This is a genomic window from Aquimarina longa SW024, assembly GCF_001401755.1.
Lineage (GTDB): Bacteria > Bacteroidota > Bacteroidia > Flavobacteriales > Flavobacteriaceae > Aquimarina > Aquimarina longa.
In genome coordinates this window covers 16,732-42,052 of the sequence record NZ_AVQK01000025.1, presented here as the reverse complement: position 1 = coordinate 42,052, position 25,321 = coordinate 16,732, and the positions used below count along the sequence as shown (strand labels likewise).

The 25,321-nt window shown below is 31.5% G+C and carries 23 protein-coding genes and 1 pseudogene; 21 read left to right on the top strand and 3 right to left on the bottom strand.

All coding sequences use genetic code 11. From position 1 onward, the window contains the following. Positions 1-77: 77 nt before the first annotated feature. The 19 genes and pseudogenes from N456_RS24835 to N456_RS06065 form a co-directional block, all read left to right on the top strand. Positions 78-228, top strand: a pseudogene (locus N456_RS24835) (PadR family transcriptional regulator); the annotation flags it as partial. A gap of 221 nt (positions 229-449) precedes the next feature. Continuing rightward, complete coding sequence (porW, locus tag N456_RS06145; protein WP_062055114.1) at positions 450-3,092, top strand: type IX secretion system periplasmic lipoprotein PorW/SprE; 2,643 nt, start codon at positions 450-452, stop codon at positions 3,090-3,092. A 25-nt stretch (positions 3,093-3,117) separates the two neighbouring features. Beyond that, entirely contained in the window at positions 3,118-3,543 is a 426-nt protein-coding gene (locus tag N456_RS06140) for a bactofilin family protein (RefSeq protein ID WP_062055005.1), read from the top strand. Then, complete coding sequence (locus N456_RS23645) at positions 3,509-3,739, top strand: AtpZ/AtpI family protein (protein ID WP_240315493.1); 231 nt, start codon at positions 3,509-3,511, stop codon at positions 3,737-3,739. Before N456_RS06140 ends, N456_RS23645 begins: the two co-directional genes overlap by 35 nt. A gap of 47 nt (positions 3,740-3,786) precedes the next feature. Next, complete coding sequence (locus N456_RS06135; protein ID WP_062055003.1) at positions 3,787-4,194, top strand: hypothetical protein; 408 nt, start codon at positions 3,787-3,789, stop codon at positions 4,192-4,194. 112 nt (positions 4,195-4,306) lie between these two features. Then, positions 4,307-5,404 (top strand): F0F1 ATP synthase subunit A, encoded by a 1,098-nt coding sequence (gene atpB / locus N456_RS06130; RefSeq protein ID WP_062055001.1) that lies wholly within the window; start codon positions 4,307-4,309, stop codon positions 5,402-5,404. 39 nt (positions 5,405-5,443) lie between these two features. Then, positions 5,444-5,632: an ATP synthase F0 subunit C gene (atpE, locus tag N456_RS06125; protein WP_004569351.1), complete on the top strand. Its 189-nt coding sequence runs from the start codon at positions 5,444-5,446 to the stop codon at positions 5,630-5,632. Between the two features lie 96 nt (positions 5,633-5,728). Then, positions 5,729-6,229, top strand: a complete 501-nt coding sequence (locus N456_RS06120) for a F0F1 ATP synthase subunit B (protein ID WP_062054999.1) — start codon at positions 5,729-5,731, stop codon at positions 6,227-6,229. Positions 6,230-6,236: 7 nt separating this feature from the next. Further along, complete coding sequence (gene atpH / locus N456_RS06115; RefSeq protein WP_062054997.1) at positions 6,237-6,764, top strand: ATP synthase F1 subunit delta; 528 nt, start codon at positions 6,237-6,239, stop codon at positions 6,762-6,764. A 74-nt stretch (positions 6,765-6,838) separates the two neighbouring features. Further along, on the top strand, positions 6,839-8,419 hold the full coding sequence (gene atpA / locus N456_RS06110) for a F0F1 ATP synthase subunit alpha (RefSeq protein ID WP_062054995.1): 1,581 nt from the start codon (positions 6,839-6,841) through the stop codon (positions 8,417-8,419). Positions 8,420-8,542: 123 nt separating this feature from the next. Beyond that, entirely contained in the window at positions 8,543-9,406 is an 864-nt protein-coding gene (gene atpG, locus N456_RS06105; RefSeq protein ID WP_062054993.1) for an ATP synthase F1 subunit gamma, read from the top strand. A gap of 289 nt (positions 9,407-9,695) precedes the next feature. Further along, the gene (locus tag N456_RS06100; protein WP_062054991.1) at positions 9,696-11,345 is read left to right on the top strand and encodes a hypothetical protein; all 1,650 of its coding nucleotides are present in this window, start codon (positions 9,696-9,698) and stop codon (positions 11,343-11,345) included. A 101-nt stretch (positions 11,346-11,446) separates the two neighbouring features. Further along, the gene (locus N456_RS06095) at positions 11,447-11,905 is read left to right on the top strand and encodes a hypothetical protein (protein WP_062054989.1); all 459 of its coding nucleotides are present in this window, start codon (positions 11,447-11,449) and stop codon (positions 11,903-11,905) included. Positions 11,906-12,003: 98 nt separating this feature from the next. After that, positions 12,004-13,452 (top strand): lipopolysaccharide biosynthesis protein, encoded by a 1,449-nt coding sequence (locus tag N456_RS06090; RefSeq protein ID WP_062054987.1) that lies wholly within the window; start codon positions 12,004-12,006, stop codon positions 13,450-13,452. 26 nt (positions 13,453-13,478) lie between these two features. Beyond that, positions 13,479-13,913 (top strand): dUTP diphosphatase, encoded by a 435-nt coding sequence (gene dut, locus N456_RS06085; protein WP_062054985.1) that lies wholly within the window; start codon positions 13,479-13,481, stop codon positions 13,911-13,913. Between the two features lie 91 nt (positions 13,914-14,004). Beyond that, complete coding sequence (locus N456_RS06080) at positions 14,005-15,021, top strand: sugar phosphate nucleotidyltransferase (protein WP_062054983.1); 1,017 nt, start codon at positions 14,005-14,007, stop codon at positions 15,019-15,021. 37 nt (positions 15,022-15,058) lie between these two features. Next, positions 15,059-16,432 (top strand): tetratricopeptide repeat protein, encoded by a 1,374-nt coding sequence (locus tag N456_RS06075; RefSeq protein ID WP_082422449.1) that lies wholly within the window; start codon positions 15,059-15,061, stop codon positions 16,430-16,432. 7 nt (positions 16,433-16,439) lie between these two features. Then, the gene (gene lolB1, locus N456_RS06070; protein ID WP_082422448.1) at positions 16,440-17,213 is read left to right on the top strand and encodes a lipoprotein insertase outer membrane protein LolB1; all 774 of its coding nucleotides are present in this window, start codon (positions 16,440-16,442) and stop codon (positions 17,211-17,213) included. Next, a complete protein-coding gene (locus N456_RS06065) occupies positions 17,210-18,436 on the top strand; it encodes a murein hydrolase activator EnvC family protein (protein ID WP_062054979.1) in 1,227 nt (408 codons plus the stop codon). The genes lolB1 and N456_RS06065 overlap by 4 nt, the downstream gene beginning before the upstream one ends. Before the next feature lie 102 nt (positions 18,437-18,538). On the opposite strand, the gene N456_RS06060 is transcribed toward N456_RS06065, so the two are convergent. The 3 genes from N456_RS06060 to N456_RS06050 all read right to left on the bottom strand — a co-directional run bounded on the left by N456_RS06060 (position 18,539) and on the right by N456_RS06050 (position 21,496). Continuing rightward, entirely contained in the window at positions 18,539-19,741 is a 1,203-nt protein-coding gene (locus tag N456_RS06060; RefSeq protein ID WP_062054977.1) for an IS256 family transposase, read from the bottom strand. Between the two features lie 111 nt (positions 19,742-19,852). Next, the gene (locus N456_RS06055; protein WP_062054975.1) at positions 19,853-20,362 is read right to left on the bottom strand and encodes an acyl-CoA thioesterase; all 510 of its coding nucleotides are present in this window, start codon (positions 20,360-20,362) and stop codon (positions 19,853-19,855) included. 168 nt (positions 20,363-20,530) lie between these two features. After that, positions 20,531-21,496, bottom strand: coding sequence for an HU domain-containing protein (locus N456_RS06050; RefSeq protein ID WP_062054973.1), 966 nt, complete (start codon positions 21,494-21,496; stop codon positions 20,531-20,533). Positions 21,497-21,746: 250 nt separating this feature from the next. Here N456_RS06050 and dprA point away from each other — a divergent pair, with 250 nt between their 5' ends. Further along, a complete protein-coding gene (gene dprA, locus N456_RS06045; protein WP_062054971.1) occupies positions 21,747-22,853 on the top strand; it encodes a DNA-processing protein DprA in 1,107 nt (368 codons plus the stop codon). A gap of 1,062 nt (positions 22,854-23,915) precedes the next feature. After that, positions 23,916-25,310, top strand: coding sequence for an aspartate aminotransferase family protein (locus tag N456_RS06040; RefSeq protein WP_062054969.1), 1,395 nt, complete (start codon positions 23,916-23,918; stop codon positions 25,308-25,310). Positions 25,311-25,321 lie beyond the last annotated feature (11 nt).

Below are 25,321 nucleotides of genomic sequence, written 5' to 3'. Positions count from 1 at the left end.
CAAAAATAGTAAATGCAACAGAAGAGATTAAGTTTTCGTTAAAAATTATATATATGTGGTTATAAATAATCCAAAAAATGGGAAATTCTAAATTATATAAAGGCAGTCTTACTATTATTAGTACTAAAACTTTTGGAAGAAAATGATAAAATGTATGGGTATAAAATCACCCAAAAAGTAAAAGAAATCACCAAGGGAGAATTTAGTATTACCGAAGGGGCTCTTTATTTGTAACTCCTAAATTTTGTTTAAAACGATATGGGAGAAATCTCATTAAAACCATATATGCCGATTTTAAGACTCAATCTGTGTAAAATATAGAAAAAAGCACTAACAATCTATTTTTTTAATGAAAGAAATGTATTTTTACAACGTACATTCTAATTTTATGGATGTTGAACACACTAAAAAGTAACTTTTTTAGTTATCACACTTATAAATTATCTGGTTTGGGAAGAAAAATATCACAAATCGCCTTGGTGTTACTTTTGGCTATTTTAGGGTTTGCTTGTTCACGTAAGAAAAACAAGTTTGTAAATCGTGTATGGCATGATGTTACAACAAAAAACAATACACTGTACAATGGTCGATTGGCTTTTGATATGGGTAAAGAAGATATCATTACATCTTATAAAGATAACTTCTGGGAAGTATTGCCTGTAGAAAGAATGATTGTAAGTGAAGACGTTCGACTCCCTAATGAAGTACTCAACAAAAACTTTGATAAAGCAGAAGAAAAATCGGTAAAAGCAATCCAAAAACATAGCATGCTAATTGATGGTAAGGAGCGGAATCCTAAAATTGATGAAGCATTTTTGTTGTTAGGAAAATCAAGGTATTACGAACAACGATTTGTACCTGCATTAGAAGCATTTAATTATATTCTTTATAAATATCCGTCAAGTAATACGATCAATCATGCTAAAGTTTGGAAAGCAAAAACTAATCTTCGATTAGACAATAATGAAAAAGCAATAGAAGATCTAACAAAGATGATTGAAGAGGAATATATGAAACCTCAGGATTATGCTGATGCTGTAGCTATGATGGCTCAGGCATATATTAATTTAGAAAAAAAAGATTCTGCTGTTACCTATGTTAATAAAGCAGCAATCCATACTAGAAAAAATGAAGAAAAAGGGCGGTATTTTTATATAAAAGGACAATTACTCAATGAATTGGGGTATAAAGATAGTGCGAACTATGCTTTTGATAAAGTAATCGAATTAAATAGGAGGGCACCAAGACGGTATATGATGAATGCCTATATGGCTAAAGCGCGTAATTTTAATTACGAAAATGGAAATAAAGAAGAATTTTTGGAATTGTTAACAGATCTCGAAGAGAATCGCGAAAATAGACCTTTTTTAGATAAAATATACAACCAAAAAGCAGTATACTTTAAAACGCTAGATTCAATCGATCTTGCGGTAGCATATTATAATAAGTCATTACGTACAAAATCTGATGATGAGTATTTAGAATCCCTGAATTATTATACACTAGGAGATATTAATTTTGATAGAAAAGAGTACGCCACTTCTGGAGCATACTACGACAGTACACTTCAGCGAATGATAGTAGATTCAAAACGATATCGAGTACTAAAGAAAAAAAGAGATAATCTTGATGATGTTATTCTCTATGAGAGTATCGCTAAAACAAATGACAGTATTCTTACTGTTGTAGCAATGTCACCTGCCGAAAGGTTAACCTATTATTCTGAGTATACAGATAAATTAAAAACAAAAGCTATAGCTATAGAAAAGGCAGCGAAAATCGCTAAAATAAAAGAAGGACTTCCAGTAGAAGAAAGATTTAGACAACCTGGTTCTGGATTGAAGACAAACCCTAGTAGAGGTTCAAAAACAGAAAAAAGTGTTTTTTATTTTTATAATCAAACTACAGTAGCCTACGGAAAAACAGCTTTTAAAAGAATATATGGTAATAGAGAACTACAAGATAACTGGAGGGTTTCTAGTATTGTGAATCCTGATGTAATAGCTGCAGAAGAAGAACAAGATAAAGAAGAATATTCGATTGATGCAGACCCTACATTTGATCCACAAACCTATATCGCTCAATTACCTACAGACCCTGTTGTAGTAGATAGTCTGAAGACTGATCGTAATTTTGCATACTATCAATTGGGAGTTATCTATAAAGAAAAGTTTCAGGAATATGATTTAGCTGTTGATAAGTTTGAAAGTTTGCTAGAGAGTAGCCCCGAAAAACGCTTGGTTGTACCTTCTAAGTATAATTTATATAAAATATATCTTGCACAAGGAAATACTTCAAAATCTAATGTGTTATTACAAGATATTATCAATAACCATGGCGAGTCTAGATATGCTAAAATCCTTCAAAATCCCGAAGAAGCTTTAAAAGATGATAAGAATAGCCCTAAATCTATGTACAACAAGCTTTATAAAGATTTTCAGAAGCAAGAATATGCATTAGTCATACAGAGGAGTGATGAGATGATTGTAAAGTTTGGAGGAGATGAAGATTTTTTACCTAAATTCGAATTGTTAAAAGCCCAAGCAATAGGGCGATATAGAGGATTTGAAGCATACAAACAAGCTCTGAATTATGTAGCTCTAAATTATCCCCAAAGCCCTGAAGGAAAGAAAGCCCAATTAATTTATGATATTACTATTCCTCAAATACAAAATAACACATTCTTAACTGATTTGGATGAAGAAAAAAATCATAAATTGATTTATGCATTTTCAACACTAGGTAATAATCAGGCACAAGGTTTAAAAGAGCATATAGGAAATATTATAAAAGAACTACGATATGAGAAAATGACTGTCTCATTAGATGTTTATAATAAAGATCAGCAATTTGTAGTTGTGCATACAAAAAGAAATAAGCTAGCAGCAGAGGGTTTAGCAGAACTATTATCTTTAGGTAAAACAGAAGATACTCGTGGTGTTGATCTCACCAAATGGAATAGAAAAAAGAAATATTATCAAAAGGTAGAGGTACCGTTTTTTATTATTACATCCCCTAATTATAGAATTCTTCAGATTCATAAAAACCTAGAAGAATATAAACCTATAGAAACACCATTAGAAGCAGAATAATCATTTAATTCCCCGTATATATATTATGTTTTCAGACAATAAAAAAGGAAGAGACCAAGGCAATGCAACTGACTTCTCTCGTAATCAAAACAAAATTTCAGAAGGCACCAAAATTGTTGGTGATATCATTTCTGAAGGAGGTTTTAGAATTGAAGGGACTATAGAAGGAACTTTTAAAACTACAGGCAAAGTAGTTGTTGGTAAATCAGGTTTTATACAAGGAACCTTAGAATGCTCTGATGCTGATTTTGAAGGTAAGTTTTCAGGAAATCTGATGGTGTCTAACACATTATCTTTAAAACCAACTGCACATATCGAAGGCGAAGTTACCGTAGGTAAATTAGCTGTAGAACCAGGAGCAAACTTTAATGCCTCTTGTTCTATGAAAGGTGGTGTAAAATCATTGAGTAAGCCTAGTGGACAAAAACCAGGACAAGGGAAATCAGCTTAGAAGATTTGCCAAATTTACTACCATAGGAATCCAAATGATGGCAATCATAGTTGGAGGGTATTATCTTGGAATCTATTTAGATGAACAATCAGGAAATCAGGAGCCGTTTTATCAAAAATGGGTGGGTATGGGAGCTGTTTTCTTAGGTATAGGATCAGTACTTTGGCAAGTAATAAAAGAATCAAACAAAAGTTGATCATATAAAAAACGAAGATCACTCCAAAAAGATATATATTAAGATTAATGTTTCATAAAACTGTTATTAAACACTTAGCAATACTGATATCCACTAGTATTATCTTATATTGCATTCATAATTTTATTATTACTACATACTTAGAAGTCGGAAATAACGACCTGATATTAAAGCAACATATATTTCTCTGTAGTGCTGTTTTATTTGTTTATGGATCATCTGTAGCAGCCCATAAAATCACTCCAAAAAATACAGGCTTTATTTTTTTAGGACTAGTAATGGCTAAAATGATGATAGCAGGGCTATTTATATACCAATTAGGATGGTTAGACGACCCAAACTCAATGCCAAAACGATCTGTTTTTCTTATTTTTTACTTCATCTACTCTTTTACTTTAGTGTATAATATCTCTAGATTACTCAAAATATTTTCTGATAAATCCACATCAGAATAACTTCTAGATATAAAAACAGAAAAAAACTAAAACTCTGTATGTTTATTACTAATTAATAATGTACTTTTGCACCCAAATTCAGACGGCATATAAAAACATCAGAATTTAGGAAATGAAAGTATTTCAAAGATCTCTCAAGTACGCAACGATAGTGCTACTTATGTTAACAGGTTCGGTAGTATGCGCTTCATCAGGTGATGAACAGCATAAATCAGTAGGTAATCCTATTGATACCAAAGAAGAAATTAATGCTTATATCAAGCATCACTTACAAGATTCTCACGATTTTACATTTTACACAAATGGAGAAACAGGAACTCATTATGGGTTTCCGCTTCCCGTAATTTTGTGGGATGGAGGAATAAAGGCATTTATGTCTTCTAAGTTCCATCACGGAGAAACAGTTGCAGAATCAGGAGGTAGCTATTATAAGTTATATCACGGTAAAGTGTACAAAACAGATGCAGCAGGTACAATTACACTAGACGATCATCATCACCCTACTAATGAAAAACCATTAGATTTTTCAATTACAAAAAGTGTAGTTGGGATGCTATTTGCAGGAGTGTTGATGTTGTTGTTATTTTCAGCACTAGCTAGAGGGTACAAGAAAGGACCAATCCCTTCAGGATTTGCTAGAGTTTTAGAGCCGTTAGTGATTTATGTAAGAGATGAAATAGCAAAACCAAATATAGGAGAGCAGAAATATAGAAAATATATGGGCTTTTTATTGACTGTATTTTTCTTTATTTGGATTTTAAACCTATTAGGGTTAACTCCACTAGGATTTAATGTAACAGGTAATATAGCAGTAACAGTATGTTTAGCGCTATTTACATTTTTTATTGTGCAATTTAGTGGTAATAAAGACTACTGGAAACATATTTTCTGGATGCCAGGAGTTCCAATACCAATGAAAATTATTTTAATGCCTATAGAGGTTTTAGGAATATTAACAAAACCATTCTCATTATTGATACGTCTATTTGCTAATATTACAGCAGGACACTTCGTAGTAATGAGTTTAATAGGATTGATGATTTTATTAAAAGCTCAGTTTGGCCCAGTAGGATCTACAGGTATTTCTTTAATACTAACATTATTTATTTCTGTTATAGAAATATTAGTAGCATTTTTACAGGCTTTTATCTTTACAATGTTATCATCATTGTTTATAGGTATGGCAGTAGCAGAGCACGATCACCATTAATATAGAAAAAGAATTTGTTTAATTATATAAATCAATAGTATGTACAATTTAATTGGAGCAGGATTAATCGTAATCGGAGGAGGAATCGGATTAGGTCAAATCGGTGGAAAAGCAATGGAAGGTATTGCTCGTCAACCGGAAGCAGCTGGTAAGATTCAAACTGCGATGATTATCATCGGAGCACTTTTAGAAGGATTAGCTTTTGGAGCATTAATCTTAGGAAAGTAATTCTAAACAGAACAAACATTTTTCCTGCAACGGTTGGTTGCAGGAAATGTTTTAAGTAATTAAACAAGGAATTAAAGAACACAATAATAGTATACAATGGATCAGTTATTAAATGATTTTTCTCCTGGCTTGTTTTTTATGCAAGCAATCATCTTATTAATTCTTATTTTATTAATGAGAAAATTTGCTTGGAAACCGATTTTAAATAGTTTACAAGACCGTGAAGAAGGAATCCAAGGAGCATTAGATGCAGCAGAAGAGGCAAAAAAAGAAATGCAAAACCTTAAATCGGATAATGAGCGTATCTTAAATGAAGCACGCGCTGAGCGTGATGGAATGCTTAAAGAAGCAAGACAGCTAAAAGATAATATGATCGCTGATGCAAAATCAGAAGCACAAGCCGAGGCAGATAAAATTGTTGCCCAAGCACAAGCTACTATTGCTAGCGAGAAAAAAGCAGCAATTGCAGAGCTTAAAAATCAAGTAGCAGGGCTTTCTGTAGAAATAGCAGAAAAAGTAGTAAGAAATGAATTAGCTAACAAAGACAAACAGCTAGAATTAGTAGAGTCTATGTTAGGAGAAGTTACTTTAAACTAATAGTTAGATGAGTAGAGCAGCAATACGTTATGCTAAGGCAGTTTTGAGTATAGCTCAGGATAAAAAAACTACTGAGGATGTTCATAAAGACATGCAAAGTATTATCACTACAATTAGTGGTAGCGCTGATCTTAGAATGGTATTAAATAGCCCATTGATCAAAAGTGAAGTAAAACTTGCGTCATTAAAAGAGATTTTTAAAAACACTGGCGAGATTACTCAAAAAGTTTTTGACGTATTGATCGAAAACAAAAGAGTAAATTTACTAGCTGATGTGGCTAAGCAATATATTGTTTTATTTGATCAGTTGAATAATACTCAAGTAGCAAAAGTAACCACTGCTACAGCATTAGATGAAGCATTAAGTGCTAAAGTTTTGGCTAAAGTAAAAGAGTTGACAGGTAATGAAGCTACGATAGAAAATATCATTGATGAAAGTATCATTGGTGGATTTATTTTAAGAGTTGGTGATTTGCAATATAATGCCAGTATAGCGCATAAGCTTACGAATTTAAGAAGAGAATTAAGTAATTAATACATACGATTTAAAATATAAATTTAATAATAAGAGAATGAGTATTGATGCTCGTTCTTTCAAACTATTATAAAATGGCAGAAGTGAATCCTGCTGAAGTATCAGCAATATTAAAACAACAATTATCTGGATTTGAAGCAACAGCTTCATTAGAAGAAGTAGGTACAGTATTACAAATTGGTGATGGTATCGCCAGAGTATACGGATTGTCTAATGCTCAATATGGAGAATTAGTACAGTTCGAGTCTGGTTTAGAAGGTATCGTACTTAACTTAGAAGAAGATAACGTTGGGGTAGTACTTTTAGGTTCTTCAACAGAAGTAAAAGAAGGTGCAACAGTAAAGCGTACACAGCGTATTGCATCTATTAACGTTGGAGAAGGAATCGTAGGTCGTGTTGTAGACACACTAGGAACTCCTATCGATGGTAAAGGTGCAATCGAAGGTGAAACTTTCGAAATGCCATTAGAGCGTAAAGCTCCTGGTGTAGTTTTTCGTCAACCAGTAACAGAACCATTACAGACAGGTATTAAGTCTATTGATGCGATGGTACCAGTTGGTAGAGGGCAACGAGAATTAGTAATTGGAGATAGACAGACAGGTAAAACTACAGTATGTATTGATACAATTCTTAATCAAAAAGAATTCTATGACGCTGGTGAGCCAGTATACTGTATATATGTTGCGATAGGTCAAAAAGCATCTACAGTAGCAGGTATTGCTAAAGTATTAGAAGATAAAGGGGCTATGGCATATACAACTATTGTAGCAGCTAACGCTTCTGATCCTGCTCCAATGCAAGTATATGCTCCATTTGCAGGTGCTGCGATAGGAGAATATTTCCGTGATACAGGTCGTCCAGCTTTAATTATCTATGATGATTTATCTAAGCAAGCGGTAGCATATCGAGAGGTGTCTTTATTATTACGTCGTCCACCAGGTCGTGAGGCATACCCTGGAGATGTATTCTATCTTCACTCTAGATTATTAGAACGTGCTGCAAAAGTAATTGCAGATGATAGTATTGCAAAAGATATGAATGACCTTCCTGATTCTTTAAAAGATAAAGTAAAAGGAGGAGGTTCTTTAACTGCATTACCAATTATTGAAACACAAGCAGGTGATGTATCTGCATATATCCCAACTAACGTAATTTCGATTACTGATGGACAAATATTCCTAACATCAGATTTATTTAATTCAGGTGTTCGTCCAGCGATTAATGTAGGAATCTCTGTATCTCGTGTAGGAGGATCTGCACAGATTAAATCAATGAAGAAAGTAGCAGGAACTTTAAAACTCGATCAAGCACAGTTTCGCGAATTAGAAGCATTTGCTAAGTTTGGATCTGATCTTGATGCAGCTACATTAAACGTGATCGAAAAAGGGAAACGTAATGTAGAGATATTAAAGCAAGCACAAAATGATCCATATACTGTAGAAGATCAAATTGCGATTATCTATGCAGGGTCTAAAAACTTACTAAGAGACGTTCCTGTAAACAAAATAAAAGAATTCGAAAGTGATTATATAGAGTATCTTAATGCAAAACATAGAGATACGCTAGATACGCTTAAAGCAGGAAAACTTACAGATGAAGTAATCGATGTATTAGTTTCAGCTTGTAAAGAGATTTCAGCAAAATATAAAAATTAGTATTGAAGTTTTCTGTAATATGTCTAAAAACATATTACGGAAGCTTTAAAAGTTAATATTAGAAAGGTATTGCATGATTAAGTAGTTTTTAACTACTACTCTCGATACTTAATAGTAAAAACAATGGCAAACTTAAAAGAATTACGTAGTAGAATTACCTCTGTATCTTCAACAATGCAAATTACCAGTGCTATGAAAATGGTATCGGCAGCAAAGTTGAATAAAGCACAGATGGCAATTACTGCAATGCGTCCTTATGCAGATAAACTTACGGAGTTATTGCAAAGCTTAAGTTCTTCATTAGAAGGAGATAGCGCAAGTGCATATGCAGAACAGAGAGAAGTTAATAAAGTGCTTGTAGTAGCAATTGCTTCTAATCGTGGTTTAGCAGGTGCGTTTAACTCTAATATTGTTAAAGGAGTAAGAGAACTATATGAAAATGAATATGCAGGTAAGCAAGTAGATTTTGTTACTATTGGTAAAAAAGTAAATGATGTAGTGTCAAAAACACATACTGTAGTAGCTAATAAAAGTGAGGTATTTGATGATCTTACTTTTACTAATGTTGCTGCAATTGCAGAAGAATTAATGCAGTTTTTTACTAGTGGAGCTTATGATAAAATCGTGATTGTATACAATAAGTTTAGAAATGCAGCTTCACAAGATGTCACTACAGAACAATTTTTGCCTATCATTCCTATAACAGGAGATGATGCAGATGTGAATTTAGACTATCTTTTTGAGCCTTCTAAAGAAGAAATTGTAGAACAATTGATTCCTAAATCTCTAAAAACACAATTGTATAAAGCATTACGGGATTCATTTGCATCAGAACATGGAGCGCGTATGACAGCAATGCATAAAGCAACAGATAATGCTACTGAACTTAGAGACGCACTTAAATTGTCATATAACAAAGCGAGACAAGCTTCTATTACCAATGAAATCTTAGAAATTGTTGGTGGAGCAGAAGCATTAAATAATTAAATTATACTACATCGTTACATTCTAGCATAAAGTTAGAATCTAGAGTAGAGTATAAAGAAATACTTAAACCCTCATAAGGAAACTCATGAGGGTTTTTTTATGTCAAAAAAACAGACCTTATAATATTTAAGTTTAGTAACTAAACAAGCTTAATGATAATAAAATCATTATCGAGTAAAAAAAACAAAAATGTAAGGTAACATTTCATCTAGTCATAACATATACCTATTAACATGGGAAAATACAATTATAAAATTGTGGTAATAATTAATTAAATTTTTAAAAAATTATGAAAAAATATCTAAGTTATATTTTTGTTTTATGGGCTTTTGTTACTTCTTGTAATAAAGATGATGACGGAGGAGCTATTGCTCTGGTTACACCAACCGAGGTTAGTAATATCGGCGTAGAAAAACTTAGTGGTACTACGATTAAAGTATATTGGGATGCTCCTAAAAATAAAGAAATAACCTCTTATGATGTTATTGTAAATGACAAAATAAAGGCAAGTAAAATTACTGATACTTCAATTGAGTTTGATGCTGTCGAATTTATTTCTAAAGTAGGAAGTGATAAAAAAAATAATACAAACGGTTATGCAAAAGGAGCTAATCTGGTAATTACTATTAAAATTAAAACATATGATTCTAAAGGAGTTGTTTCTGAAGGGGTAGAAGCCAAAAGAAATATTTTTATCAATAGATCTCCAGAAGCATTTGAATTTGAGAATATTATTTTTGATACATATAGTTATGATTATATGGAGGTTGTTTGGAAACCAGCAATAGATGCAGATAAAGATATTTTGTCATACGATGTATATTTTAATGAAATAGTAGTTGCCGAAAAATATATTATTGGTTCAGATGCTTACGAGGGATTAGGAAGGGTGAGCTACAGGGAAAACTTTGGAGAGTATATCGACGATGAAATTACCATAAAAGTGGTTGCTAATGATAGGTCAGGAGGGTCGAGTGAAATTATTCAGAAATTTAATTTTAGAGCAACAGACTCAGATTTAGGTACATTATCACTGCCTTATGATGAAGTAATAGATTTTGAGCTTAATAGTAGTGAACCTGATGATAAGGTAGGATATTCGTTTCGATTAAGTGAAAAGGCAGGCTTTTCTATTTATACTGATTCCGACGTAAGGTTAGTTTTAAAAAATGCTAATGGTGATTATATATCTTCCGGTAGAAAAATGTATAGAGAGTCATTACAAGCTGGAGATTATTATTTAGAAATTTCGGATTATTATGATGTTTCAGTTTTTGGAACAGTAACAATGGTATTTACTACAAACTTTAAGTCTTCTGATGTAGATTTGGGGTTGTTAACACTACCGCATAATCAATCATATGATTTTACTATTTCTAGAAAAGAAATTGATAATAAAATTGGATTCGAGTTTCAGGTAAATGAAAATACAGGATACTTTTTTTCAACGCAATCAAATGTTCATTTAAGTTTATATGATGCTAATGGCAATTACATTAATAATAGTAATACTAAAAGTATTAGAGGGGCTGATCTAAACTCTGGAACATATTATTTAGTACTCGAAAATTATAATGGTTATAGTGAGCAAAATGGAACAATAAATATAGTACTATTAAGCGACCCGAGATTATCAGATATTAGTTTAGGAACCCTTACGGTTCCGCATAATCAGTCGTTTAGTTATAATACATCTAATGAGGTTGATGGCAAGATTAGATATGGGTTTAGTATTAGTGAAGAAGCTAATTATAATTTTAATATAAGCTTTCCAAATTATGATGCCTATATTTATCTTTATGACAATTCAGGGAACTTATTAAATAGTAGTGATTATTCAGCAATACAGGGTACTCTAGCGATAGGAAATTATTATGTAGAAGTAGGAGGTTATGCTTCTTATGTAGGAAGTGGTACTCTTTTGTTTGATCTTCAATAACTAGGTGTAATCTAAGTAAGCTATCTTATAAAGAGGTCATAAAATATGACCTCTTTATTTTTTTGGTATCAATTTTGTATTTTGAAACTAAAATATCAACCATGATACATCTTAAAAAAATATTGACACAAATACTAGTAATAGTAATTTTAATAATTTTTACACAATGCGCATCTAGTCAGCATATCGATAAACAATCACCTATACAGGTTAATAATCCATATTATGAATTAAGTACAGAGGATAAGAAATCAGAGTTTTCGGTATATATTCCTGTAGAAAAGAATGCTAAAGTAGTGTTAGATTACATATATTTTAAAGACAAAAAAATCAATTTAAAATATGATTCTAAAAAATCAATTTATATAGGTAGATATATACCTTCTAAGACTAATCTGATAATGAGTAGTGATCCAAAAGAAGAATTTGGTAATCAAGTACCTTTGATAGAAGAAAAACTTCCTTTTAAGCTAAAGAATAATGAAGCTGTTATTGCATATACTCAAGGAGATAAACAAGGTTTTTTTAAATTAGCAAATATGCCAGAGAATAAAGAGTAATCTTTAATATAACATTTAGATTGTTATAATTTATACAGAAATAGTATAGGAAATAAAAAAGTGTATTTTTACAGGATTAAGTACACTACCAACTAAGCATGTTTCAAAAACTTTTTAAACAGACTTTTATCTACGGTTTATCGACTGTACTACCAAGGATGTTATCTTTTATTTTAGTGATCATACATACCAAATATTTGGATGGTCCTGTAGCATTTGGTAAGGTTTCAATCATATTTGTTTGGATTGCTATTTTCAATGTTTTGTTATCCTATGGTATGGAAACCTCTTTTTTTAGGTTTTTAAATTTAGAGAATCATAAAGATAAAGTTACTAGTACAGCAGCTATATCAATCCTTATATCTACGGTTATTTTTATACTACTAGCATTGGTATTTCAGGATGACATATCAAACCTTATAGGGATGAAAAAGCAATTTTTAACTTATACAATATTCATTTTAGGATTAGATGCATTAATGATCATTCCTTTTTCAGAACTAAGAGCAAAACAAAGACCCATACGGTATGCTACGATTAAGATGATTAATGTAGTGATCTATGCTTTTTTAAATATTTTTCTCTTAATTTTTTTAAAAGACTGGTCTAAGGAATCACCATGGTTACAATCAATATATGTAGAAGACTTCAAAATAGACTACATTTTTATTGCTTTGATAGTCGCAAATGCTGTTACATTACTATTAGTATCTCCTTTTTATTATAGACTTACATATCAATTTGATAAAGCGCTTTGGAGAAAAATGATAACCTATGGAACTCCAATTTTGGTTTCTGGATTTGCATTTGCAATCAATGAACATTTTGATAAACAATTATTAGAGTGGGTATTAGGTGATGAAGAAGGATTGTTTGATTCAGGGGCATATTCAGCATGTTATAAACTAGCTTTATTTATGACTTTATTTGCAACCGCATTTAGATTGGGTATTGAACCTTTCTTTTTTAGCCATGCAAAAGATAAAAATGCTCCTCAAACATACGCAACTATAACACAATATTTTGTCATTTTTGGAGCTTTTATACTATTGGTAGTAACATCGTTTTCAGAATTTCTAAAAGAGCAGATGATCCCTAAATCAGAATACTGGGAAGCTATAATAGTAGTGCCTATTATCTTATTAGCTAATTTATTCCTTGGGATATATCACAACCTTTCTGTTTGGTATAAAATTACTGATAGGACTAAGTTTGGGGCATATATATCAGTTGTTGGAGCTATAATCACATTAACATTAAATGTTATATTAATCCCTAAGTATAGTTATCTAGGTTCAGCAATTGCAACTTTGACAGCTTATGGAACCATGATGGTACTATCATGGTATTTAGGAAGGAGATATTATCCAATTCCTTATAATCTAAAAAAAATAGGAATGTATTTATTACTATCGATTAGTTTTTCGATCTTATCATTTTATATATTTGACAGTAATTATATAGTTTCTATTCCATTGTTATTGGTGTTTTTAGTAGTTTTGTATGCGTCTGAAAAGAATGAAATAAAACAGATTTTAAAAAAATAAAGTACTCTATATAAGAGTGAAGAGCTATGCAAATAAAAATTATTAATAAATCATCGCATGAACTACCGCATTATGAAACGATAGCTTCTGCAGGAATGGATTTAAGAGCAAATATAACAACAGCCGTAACCCTAAAACCTTTGGGGCGTACTATTGTAAAAACAGGGTTGTTTATAGAATTGCCAGTAGGTTATGAGGCACAAGTGCGTCCTCGTAGCGGGTTAGCCGCTAAAAAAGGAATTACAGTACTTAATGCACCAGGGACTATAGATGCGGATTATAGAGGAGAAATTGGAGTAATTCTGGTGAACCTATCTAATGAAGATTTTATAATCGAAAATGGAGAACGAATTGCTCAATTGATAATTTCAAAACATGAACGTGCTGAGTGGATTGAGGTAAGAGAGCTATCAGAAACCTCTAGAGGAGAAGGAGGATTTGGTAGTACAGGAGTAAAGTAGATATCTTATTTTTTTAAGTAGTATATCCTAAAAGTAATACAAGATTAAATTAGTAATAAACAACAAAACGTACAAAAAAACAGATAATATTATGAAAATCATTGTACCTATGGCAGGGCGAGGATCAAGATTAAGACCTCATACACTTACAGTTCCTAAACCTTTAATACCCGTTGCAGGAAAACCAATTGTACATCGATTAGTTTCTGATATTGCTAGAGTTTTAGGAGAACCCATAGAAGAGATTGCATTTATATTAGGAGACCCTGCATTTTTTGGAGATGATGTGGTTGCTAGTTTAACTGATTTAGCAGAGAGCTTAGGGGCAAAAGCATCTATTTATAGACAAGATCAACCTTTAGGTACAGGTCATGCTATAATGTGTGCAAAAGAATCACTATCAGGGCCAGCAGTAATAGCATATGCAGACACTTTAATTCGTGCAGATTTTAATTTAGATAAAGACGCAGATTCTGTAATTTGGGTAAAGCAAGTAGATCAACCAGAAGCATATGGAGTGGTAAAGCTTAACGATAAAAACCAAATCGTAGAATTAGTAGAAAAGCCTAAAGAATTTGTATCAGATTTAGCCGTTATAGGAATATATTACTTTAAAGATGTAGCAGTTCTGAAGAACGAATTGCAATATGTTTTAGATCATAACATCATACATGGAGGAGAATATCAGATTAATGATGGTATTAAAAGAATGATGAATGATGGAAAAGTATTTGTGACAGGAAAAGTTGAAGAATGGATGGATTGTGGAAATAAGAATGTTACCGTCGAAACTAATACTAGAATGCTAGGGTTTTTACAAAAAGATGGAGAGCAATTGGTAAGTGATACGATACGACAAGAAAATGCAACTATAATTGATCCTTGTTACTTAGGAGAAGGAGTAGTACTGAAAAATGCAACCATAGGACCTAATGTTTCCATAGGAAAAGGATGTGTAATTGAGAATACAACCATTAAAAATAGTTTAGTTCAGACCAAAACTACCATAAAAAATGCTAACTTAGATAATGCTATGATAGGAAACAATGCTGTCTACGATGGGAATTTTACTACAGTAAGTATTGGAGACTATTCTGTTTTAGAATAATTTACAAAGCAATAGGTATATTGCTCAATTTTTTTATATGATTAATTATTGGAAATATCTTTTTCTTTTATGTCTATTTTTCGGAATAGAACATGGTGGTGTTTTTGCCCAAGATATAGAACCTAAACAAGAAATTAATATTGATGATTTAGGAAATGTTTCTGATGAGTTTCAAGAAAACTTTTTTGAAGCATTAAAACAAAAAGCAATTACGAATCATGATAAGGCGATCAAGGCTTTAGAAAAATGTATCGCAATTAATTCAAAATCCAATTTTTTATACCTAGAATTAGGTAAAAACTATTTAGAATTAAAACTATACCAAAGAGCAGAAGAAAATTTCAAAAAAGTGCTAGAAGCCAAGCCTAAAGATAAATTTATTTTGGAGCTTCTGTTTGAGGTGTATTTTCAGCAACGTAAGTATACAGAATCGATTACTGTGGTTGAAAAATTAGCCACATACAATACGATGTTTAAAGAGCAATTGGCAAATTTATATTTTCTAGAAAAACGCTATGATGATGCATTAGCAATGGTTGATGAATTAGATGAAGAATATGGTAATGATAGATACCGTGATCAGCTAAGAAAAAGAATTTCTTTAAAAATAACAAACCCCAATAGTCAGATTGGAAAATTAGAGCAAAAAATAAAAGAAAAACCTAAGGTAGAACAAAATTATTTAAATCTTATTTATCTCTACAGTGCAGATGGCCAAAAAGAAAAGGCTTTTGAAACTGCTAAATTATTATTAGATAAAAAACCAAAATCAGAATTGGTACATCTGGCCTTATATAAATTTTATCTAGAAGATAATAACATAAAAAATGCTTTAGAATCTATGAAAGTTGCTTTAAAGGGTGATAAAATAGATTCTGAATCTAAATATAAGATAATTAGTGACTTTTTATTGTTTTTAGATAAAAATCCACAATATGAAACCGAATTAAAACCCATTATAGAAACACTCTCTAGTGATCAAAATAGTACTAAGGTTTTTACAGAGTTAGGACATTACTTTTATAAAAAAAATCATAAAGAACAGGCGCTTAACTTTTATGAAAGAGGAATAAAAAGTAATGCTAATAATTTTATATTATTAAAAAGAGTACTATTACTACAATTGGATTTAAAACGATATAAAAAATCAGAAATAGGAAGCGAATTGGCGCTAGAGATGTATCCTGCACAACCAATTTTCTATTTGATAAACGGAGTATCACTAATTCATTTGGAAAAGCCAGAAAAAGCTCTTGAAACGCTAACTATAGGTATAGATTATGTAATAGACGATTTAAAAATGGAATCTGATTTTTATCAACAAATAAGTAAAGCATATCAAAAACTTGGAAATGATACAAAGGCTTTAGAATACCAGCAAAAAGTAGATCAATTACAGAAAAAATCATAAAAAATTAATGAATAAAATATGTTACCTATTATTTTTCTCAATACTAATGCTAGTATCTTGTAAAAGCACTAAAGTAATAACCGGATCCAAAGTCAAAAAGTTAAATGCAGAGAAAATAATATCCAATCATTATAATCGATCTTTTAATTTTAAAACACTTAATACTCGTGTAAAAGTTAAATATGATGATGGTAAAAAATCATTTAGCCCTACTGCATCTTTTCGATTTGAAAAAGATAAAGCAATATGGGTTAGTGTAAAAATGTTAGGGATTACATTAGCAAAAGCATTGATTACTCCAGAAAAAGTAAGCTATTATGAGAAAATTAATAATACTTATTTCGAAGGAGATTTTAAGCTATTAAGTAAGTGGTTAGGTACAGATCTTAATTTTGAAAAGGTACAACAGATGCTTTTAGGGCAAGCATTGTTTAATCTGAGAGAGGATAAATACAAATCATCCATTATAAATCAGCAATACCAACTTCAACCTAAATCAGAATTAGCATTGTTCGAAAGATTGTTTTTGATTCATCCAGATACCTTTAAAATGTCTTCTCAGCAATTAAAACAGCCTATTGAAAATAGAAATCTGATGATTAATTATCAAAGCTATCAAAAAGTAGGAAATCAAGATTTTCCTAAAGAAATATATATAGAAGCATTACAAGATAACAAGAAAACAATAATAGAAATAGATTATAAAACTATAGATTACAATGCTACAGTAAGTTTTCCGTTTAAAATACCATCAGGATATAAGCAAGTCACCATTAAATGAGATTTTTACAAGTCATATACTTCTTAGGGTTACTATTGTTTTACAGCCCATCATTTTCTCAGAGTACTCAGAAACAACTCGAAGAAGAGCGTCAACGTCTAAGGGAAGAAATTGCGCAAATGAAACAACTACGAGCAGATAATAAGCTTAAAGAACGCTCTATTCTTGATGAAGTAGAAACGATCAATTCGCAAATCAATACACGTAAAAACCTTATAAAAATTACGAATCAACAAGCTAATTTATTAAATAGAGAGATTAGTGCGAATTTAAAAAAAATAAAAATATATCGTAAGGAGCTGACTGTACTTAAGGAGGATTACGCTAAGATGGTTTCAAAATCTTATAAGAGTAAATCTCATCAGAGTAGGATCATGTTTTTGTTATCCTCATCAAACTTTACTCAAGCCTATAAGCGATTGCAATATATGAAGCAATATAATGAACATCGTAAGGAGCAGGCGGATCGAATAGAAAGTAATACAAAAGAACTTCAAGGATTAAATACGGACTTGTCTAAACAAAAAACAGAGAAAGAAGTATTGATTGAAGAAAATCGAGGTGAACAAGAAAAGCTAAAAGGAGAAAAGAGAGAACAACAGGTTTTAATGGCTTCTATTCGAAAAAAACAAGGAGTCTATACAAAGCAAATTAAGAAAAAACAACAGCAAGCCAATGCGATTGATAAAGCGATTGAAAAGCTAATTAGAGAAGCAATCGCTAGAGCTAATAAAAAAGCAGGTAAAAAGGTGGCCAAAAAAGGTTCTGCAACTACATTTGCGTTAACTGCAGAAGCTAAAATATTGGCAGATAATTTTACAGCTAATAAAGGAAAATTACCTTGGCCTGTAGGAACAGGTAGAGTAACTAAAAGATTTGGTCGTCAACCACATCCTACATTACCTAATATACAAATCAATAGTAGTGGAGTAGAAATTGAAACTAGAGCAGGAGAGAAAGCTAGAACGATTTTTGAAGGAGAAGTCATCGCAATACAAAAATTAAGAGGTGCCAGTCGTTTGATTCAAATACGACATGGTAACTATATCACTACCTATTACAATATTGAGAATATCACAGTAAAAGAAGGCGAAAAAGTAGCAACCAAACAAGCTATTGGTCAAGTACGAACTAATCCAACTACTGGTAGAGCGATTATGAAGTTTTTAATCTATCAAAATGCAAAACGACTAAACCCACAAAGTTGGGTATATAAGATGTGATATAGATAATACCTCATTTTAAGTTTCATTAAAGAGAGAGAATTCTTTAAAGTGACAGTATCCATAATTTTGTGTAAATAAAATTTCAGCGGGTTTAACTTTTTATAGTTGAACCCGTTTTTCATATATAGTTAAGAACTGATTAAGTATTAATCCCCAATTGGGTATTGGAGCTGTCCACTTTTTAGTACTCTGCATTAATGCTAGATATACTGATTTTTTGAGGGCATCATCTGTTGGGAATGCCATTTTATTTTTAGTGTACTTTCTGATTTTACCATTAAGGTTTTCGATAAGATTGGTGGTGTAAATAATCTTTCTGATCTCTATTGGGAAGTCAAAAAATACAGTGAGTTCCTCCCAGTTTCTTTGCCAGGATTGCACCGCATAAGGATATTTGTCATTCCATTTTTCTGCGAATCGATCTAGTTCTACTTTGGCCATTTCTTTATTTGGAGCATTGTAAATATGCTTCATATCTCCAGTAAATTCTTTTTTGTCTTTCCAGACTACATAACGTGCACTATTGCGTATTTGATGCACTACACAGACCTGAGTATCTGCTGTTGGGAATACGTTTTTGATAGATTGAGTAAAGCCATTAAGATTATCTGTTACAGTCACCAAAATGTCCTCTACCCCACGAGCTTTCATATCAGTAAGTACGCCTTGCCAAAATGCAGCAGACTCATTATGTCCAAGCCACATTCCCATGAGCTCTTTACGACCTTCTCGATTAAGCCCAACGGCTAGATAAATGGTTTTGTTTATTACTTTTCCAGCTTGTCTAACCTTAAAGACAATACCATCCATCCACACCACGCAATACACATTCTCTAAAGGCCTGTTCTGCCAATCTAGAACGTGTTGATTAACCCTATCAGTAATAATTGAAATCGCTGAAGTAGAGAGTTTAAATCCGTAGATTTCTTGCAACTCATCTTCAATATCAGAAACACTCATTCCTTTAGCATAAAGAGAGATCACTATGTTTTCAACTGATAAGGAGTTGCTTTTGTGTTTAGGCACCACAATAGGTTCAAAACTACCTTGACGATCTCTAGGAATCGTAATCTGGCTTTTACCAAATTCAGTCTTGACCTGTTTACTAGTGGTTCCGTTTCGAGCATTACTGGTAAGGTTCTTGGCATTCTTGGGATAACCCAAGTGAGCATCAAGTTCTCCCTGCAACATTGATTCTAAAGCAGTACTGTGAAGCTGTTTTAATAAACTGGTTAACTCGGCTTCGGTCTTTAAACCATCCAGTAAGCCACTTTCTAAAAATTGTTTCTTTAAATCTTCCATAAGAAAACTGTGTTATTAAAATTAAACAAAAAAAATTAGGCGGGTTTTAAAACCCGCCTAATTTTTATTTACACAGTTTATTGGACACTACCTTTAAAGTAGATTACTTTTCTAAACAAATAATGCTTTAAGCTCTGTAGCATCATTAGGCTTCATTTTTCCAGCTAGGACCAGACTTAATTGCTTGCGACGTAAAGCAGCATCATATCTTTGTCGTTCCTGATCTGTTTCTGGTTGTATAGACGGTACAGCAACAGGAGTTCCGCTTTCATTTACTGCTACAAACGTATAAATAGCCTCATTGGCTTTGGTTTTATCACCGCTTTGGCGGTCTTCTACCCAGACATCTATAATGACTTCCATAGAAGTAGTAAAGGCCCTTGATACCTTAGCCTCTACAGTTACAACGCTACCTAATGGTATTGCCCTGTTAAATGCTACATGATTAACAGATGCAGTAACTACAATCCTTCTTGAGTGTCTCCCCGCTGCAATTCCTGCTGCGCGATCCATACGGGCAAGAAGCTCACCTCCAAATAAATTATTAAGAGGATTTGTTTCTCCGGGTAATACAAGATCAGTAAGGACAGTTCTTGATTCTGAAGGGTGTCTAGATTCCATGCAATATTAAATTTTGGCAAAGATATGAGGTAATACCGTAATGAAAAAATTAGTTAATAGGTTGCCTATCCTTTAACATAAATTATATTGTTTCGATTACAGTAAAGCTTCTTTAGTAATAAAACTGTAATCTTCTGTCAGAGCTTAGTGTATGAAAATTAAAAACAACTATTCTTTAATTAATAACCAAGCTCCAGAGTTTTGATGTTTTTTAATTTCTCTTAGAGCATTTACTGCTTCTGTTCGATTTTCATAAGTTTCATATGCTACTTGGTGTAAGTCATATTTATTTATACCAATAAGGCTGGCATTATACCCTAACTTTTTAAGTTTTTCTATTTTTTTATAAGCATTAGATTTAACTCTAAAAGCACCGGCAACAATATGAAATTTGGTTGCAGCTATATCAGTAATAATTCCTTTTTCATCATCTTTTATGATATTTAGGTTAATTGCAGGAAGTGGATTAGTAATTTCAAAAGTCGCTTCTTGTATTTTATTATCAATCTCTTGATTCGCTTTTTTTAACTCTTGATTGTTATAACTAATAGTGGTGTCACTAACTTGCTTAAGACCAAAAAAACCACCAATTCCTAATACGACTGCTGCAACAGCTGCATATTGTAAATAAGGTCGTTCACGACGTTTTTCAGGAGTAAATGTAAGAGGTGTCGTTTCTTCAATAGCTTCGGTTTCTTTCTTATAAACTTCTCGTTTTATTATAGGATATGCAAAAGAGTGAAGACCAAAAGCTTCTGTGAGATAGTTTACTTCTTGTATAGGTTCGAATTGTAGTGTGTTTTCTATTGAAGTAAAAAATACACCAATTTTCTCTAACTCTACACGTTGGCCTTGAGCCATTTTTTCTTTAAGTGATACTATATAGCGTTGAATTTTAGCAACAGCATCAGTATATGATATGTTTTCTGCAGAAGCAATGTAGTTAGCTAGTAAACCATCATTGTTCTGTAGTTGACTATTAAAAGAAATTAATTTTTGAGGAGGATAAAAAGAATTCGTGTCTTTCTGAATCATTGCAGGTTGGCGTCTTGTTAGAAATGCTCCAAATCCTGGTACGATTACACACTCATATCGGTATAATAATTCACTTATATAATTAGCTGTAGTATTCATTTATGTATTCCCCCCTCTAATGGTATTCTCTTTTAAATTTACTAGAAGTTATTTTTGGTTATTACTCCATAAAATAATCTAGCAAATTTAGTTTTTTAAAAATTAAATTTTCCAAAATAGACCTTAATAATATAGGCTATTTCACTAAAATCAAAGGTATAAAAAAATGAGAATCATTTAAACTCTAACCATTGAATTTATTAACATCTTCGTTTTTTTTTGTTTCTTGCATTGATATACAAAATAGTACATGACTGTCGAAAAAATTATCGCTTTACTGAGCTTAAAAAAAGTAATACATCTAGGAGATAACTCTATCAAAAAATTAATTAGAGAAGTTGGTGATGCAGAAGCAGTACTAACCGAAAAAGTAAGTAATTTACTAAAAATTGATGGCATAGGAAAAACAAAGATTAAAGATCTTCATAACCCTAAGCATCGTAAAGCGGCAGAAGACGAACTGAAATTTATTCAGGAGAATAAGATTAATTATTGGATTTATGATGAGAAAGAATACCCTGAGAAATTAAAGCATTGTGTCGATGGTCCAGTAGTGTTATTTAGCTCTGGAAATATTAATCTTAAAGATAAAAAAATACTAAGTATTGTTGGTACACGCCAAGTAACAAATTATGGAATTAATTTTTGTGAGGAGTTAATAGAAACGCTAGCACCAGTAAACCCTATTATTGTTTCTGGTTTTGCTTATGGTGTAGATATTACAGCACAACGTGCTGCGGTACAGCATAATTTACAGACCATAGGTTGTCTGGCACATGGATTAAATCAAATTTATCCTAAAGCACATAAAAAATATGTTGCTCAGATAGAGGAAAATGGCGGTTTTTTTACAGATTTTTGGAGTACAGATACTTTTGATAGAAAAAACTTCTTAGGCCGTAATAGAATTATTGCAGGACTTAGTGAGGCCACCGTAGTTATCGAAAGTGCTCATAAAGGAGGGTCACTTGTTACAGCCGAGATTGCCAATTCGTATAATAGAGACGTGTTTGCTGTACCTGGTAGAGTAAATGATCCTTTTAGTAAAGGATGTAATATGTTGATAAAAACACAACGCGCACATATGCTTACCAGTGCTGCTGATCTAATTTATATGTTGAATTGGGAACTGGATGAAAAAGAAAAACCTGCCGCGATACAGAAAAAATTATTTATAGAGCTTAATGAACAAGAAAAAAAGATTTATAATTTCTTAAATGATAATGGGAAAGAACTATTGGATCATATTGCTTTGCAATGTCATATTCCAACATTTAAAGTAGCTTCGATCTTACTTAATATGGAGCTTAAAGGTATTGTAAAACCGCTACCAGGTAAATTATTTGAATTAACATGATTATTCACTTAAAAGAGAATCACTTCTTTGTAAGTTTCCATTTATGATAACTTGAATAATAAAATTAAAAGTTTTTTAATAATTTCATATAACTTTTTTTGAAATTTTGAGGTGTATTTTTGATAGAATTATATCTATTTTATCCTCTATATAAAATATATGACGCCTGTAAAAATGTTTATTTTTATTAATTAAAGTTAATAATCAGTTAAATAAACCTTGCTTTAATAATTTTAAATATTTTAAAATACTAAAAATCAATCAATTGAATAATTTTGCTGTGTAAGCATAGAATAACTACGGCTTAACAGTATATATTCTATGCGTTGAAATATGTAATTTTGATCGACTAGATTTATGGTGTATAGTAATTTGATCATATTGCTACCTTTATTTTAAAAATAGATTGATTTAGGTGAAAACCCCATCTTAAACGATTCAATTTTTAAAATTATTTTCTCAATATATTTTTAATGTTGTAAATGACAAAATGTAAGTCAGATGGCGAAGCCTTGCCTCTAATTAAACAAAAAGACTTATAAAAAGAACAATTAAAGCATACTTAACTTTAAATTATTTTGATAGAGGTTTTTCTCATTTTAATCTCTATATACTAAATGAAAATTAGATATGTAGCATTGCCTTTAGGCAATATATTTTACCATAATCTATGCTATTAGAAATGAATAATAATTTAAGCATATTTTAATTTATTATTTAATAGAATATCACTGAATCTATAAAGTGACTTTATTTAACTTGTTTCTACTTTTTTTCATATTTCAAAATAAAATAGAAACATCATTTTTATTCTTCATTATGAAGAAAAGATGATTCAAATTCATCAATAAAATACAATTTCTATAAGATCAAGTATAAAAACAAATACATCATGTTTTGTTATATCCTTGATTAATCAATTTAAAATTATTCTTATTTCATACCCTTTAAAAAAGCAACTTTTTTATAGTTGTCTTTTTAAAGGGTATATGAAATGAAATATAAGAGTAGTTTTTTACAGCTAAAAAATTTCAAAAAACACTTAAAACTCATTTATTTACTATGGACCCACTTAAAAAATATCATTTATCAGAAACTTCAAAAATTGTTTCATCTTCTATACCAGGAGAAAAGTCAAAAGCTTTATTAGAACTACAAAAAGATATTGAAGGTAGTATTGTTTCATATCCTAGAAGTATGCCTATTGCCATAAAACGAGCAAAAGGTAGTATTATAGAAGATGTAGATGGTAACCAATTCATAGATTTTTTTGGAGGCTGTGGGGTTTTAAATGTAGGACATGGAAATGATTATGTACTAGATTACGTTAAGAAACAGCAAGAAGAGTTAATCCATGCATTAGATTTTCCAACAGAGAATAAACTTTCTTTGATTAAGACAATACTAAAAAAATTACCAAAAAACATACAAAATGATTATAAGGTATGTTTCGGAGGTCCTACAGGATCAGATGCAGTTGAAGCAGCAATAAAACTTGCAAAAATAAAAACAGGAAGAGATGGAATAATCTCTTTTACAGGTGGTTATCATGGGATGACCTCTGGAGCTTTAGCAGTAACTTCAGATATTGGTTTCAGAAATAATCTAACATCTTTAATGCCAAATGTTCATTTTGCACCTTATAACTATTCTTATAGAGGTGAGTTAAATGAGTCTATGGGGAGTAAAAATGATAGTATAGAATATTTTAGAAATCTATTAACGAATAGTCATTCAGGAGTATGTAAACCAGCAGCAATTCTTTTAGAGCCTGTTCAGGGAGAAGGAGGTAATATAGTGCCAGAAGAAGGATACTTAGAAGAACTAGTTCAGATAGCACATGAAAATGATGTGTTAGTCATATTTGATGAAATTCAGAGTGGTTTCTTTAGAACAGGAAGTTTCTTATCATTTATGAACACAAAAGCTGTTCCAGATATCATTACATTTTCTAAAGGTTTTGGAGGAATAGGATTCCCAATTTCTGGATTGATTTATAAAAAAGAAGTAGAGGCATGGGGTCCTGCGGCACATATAGGAACATTTAGAGGAAATCAAGTAAGTATAGCAGCTGCCCGAGGAGCTTTTGATTTTATTGAAAGTCATAATATTGAAGAGCATACCAAAAATATAGGAGCATATCTTACAGATAAATTAATACAATTACAAGCAGAAAATCCATTTATAGGAGATGTTAGAGGGGTAGGTATGATGATAGGTGTAGAGTTTGTAAAAGATAGAAAAACTAAAGAACCTTTCCCAGAATTTATAAAAAACTTTAGAGGAGAATGTTTTAAGAGAGGATTACTATTTGAAGTAGGAGGGCATTATGACAATGTATTACGATTAGTACCACCATTAATTACTACCCATAACATTGTAGATGCAGCAATAGTAATTATGAAAGAAGCTATGGCTGTTTGTATGGAAAAACATTTAGAACCAACTTTTGCCTAAATAATAAATCA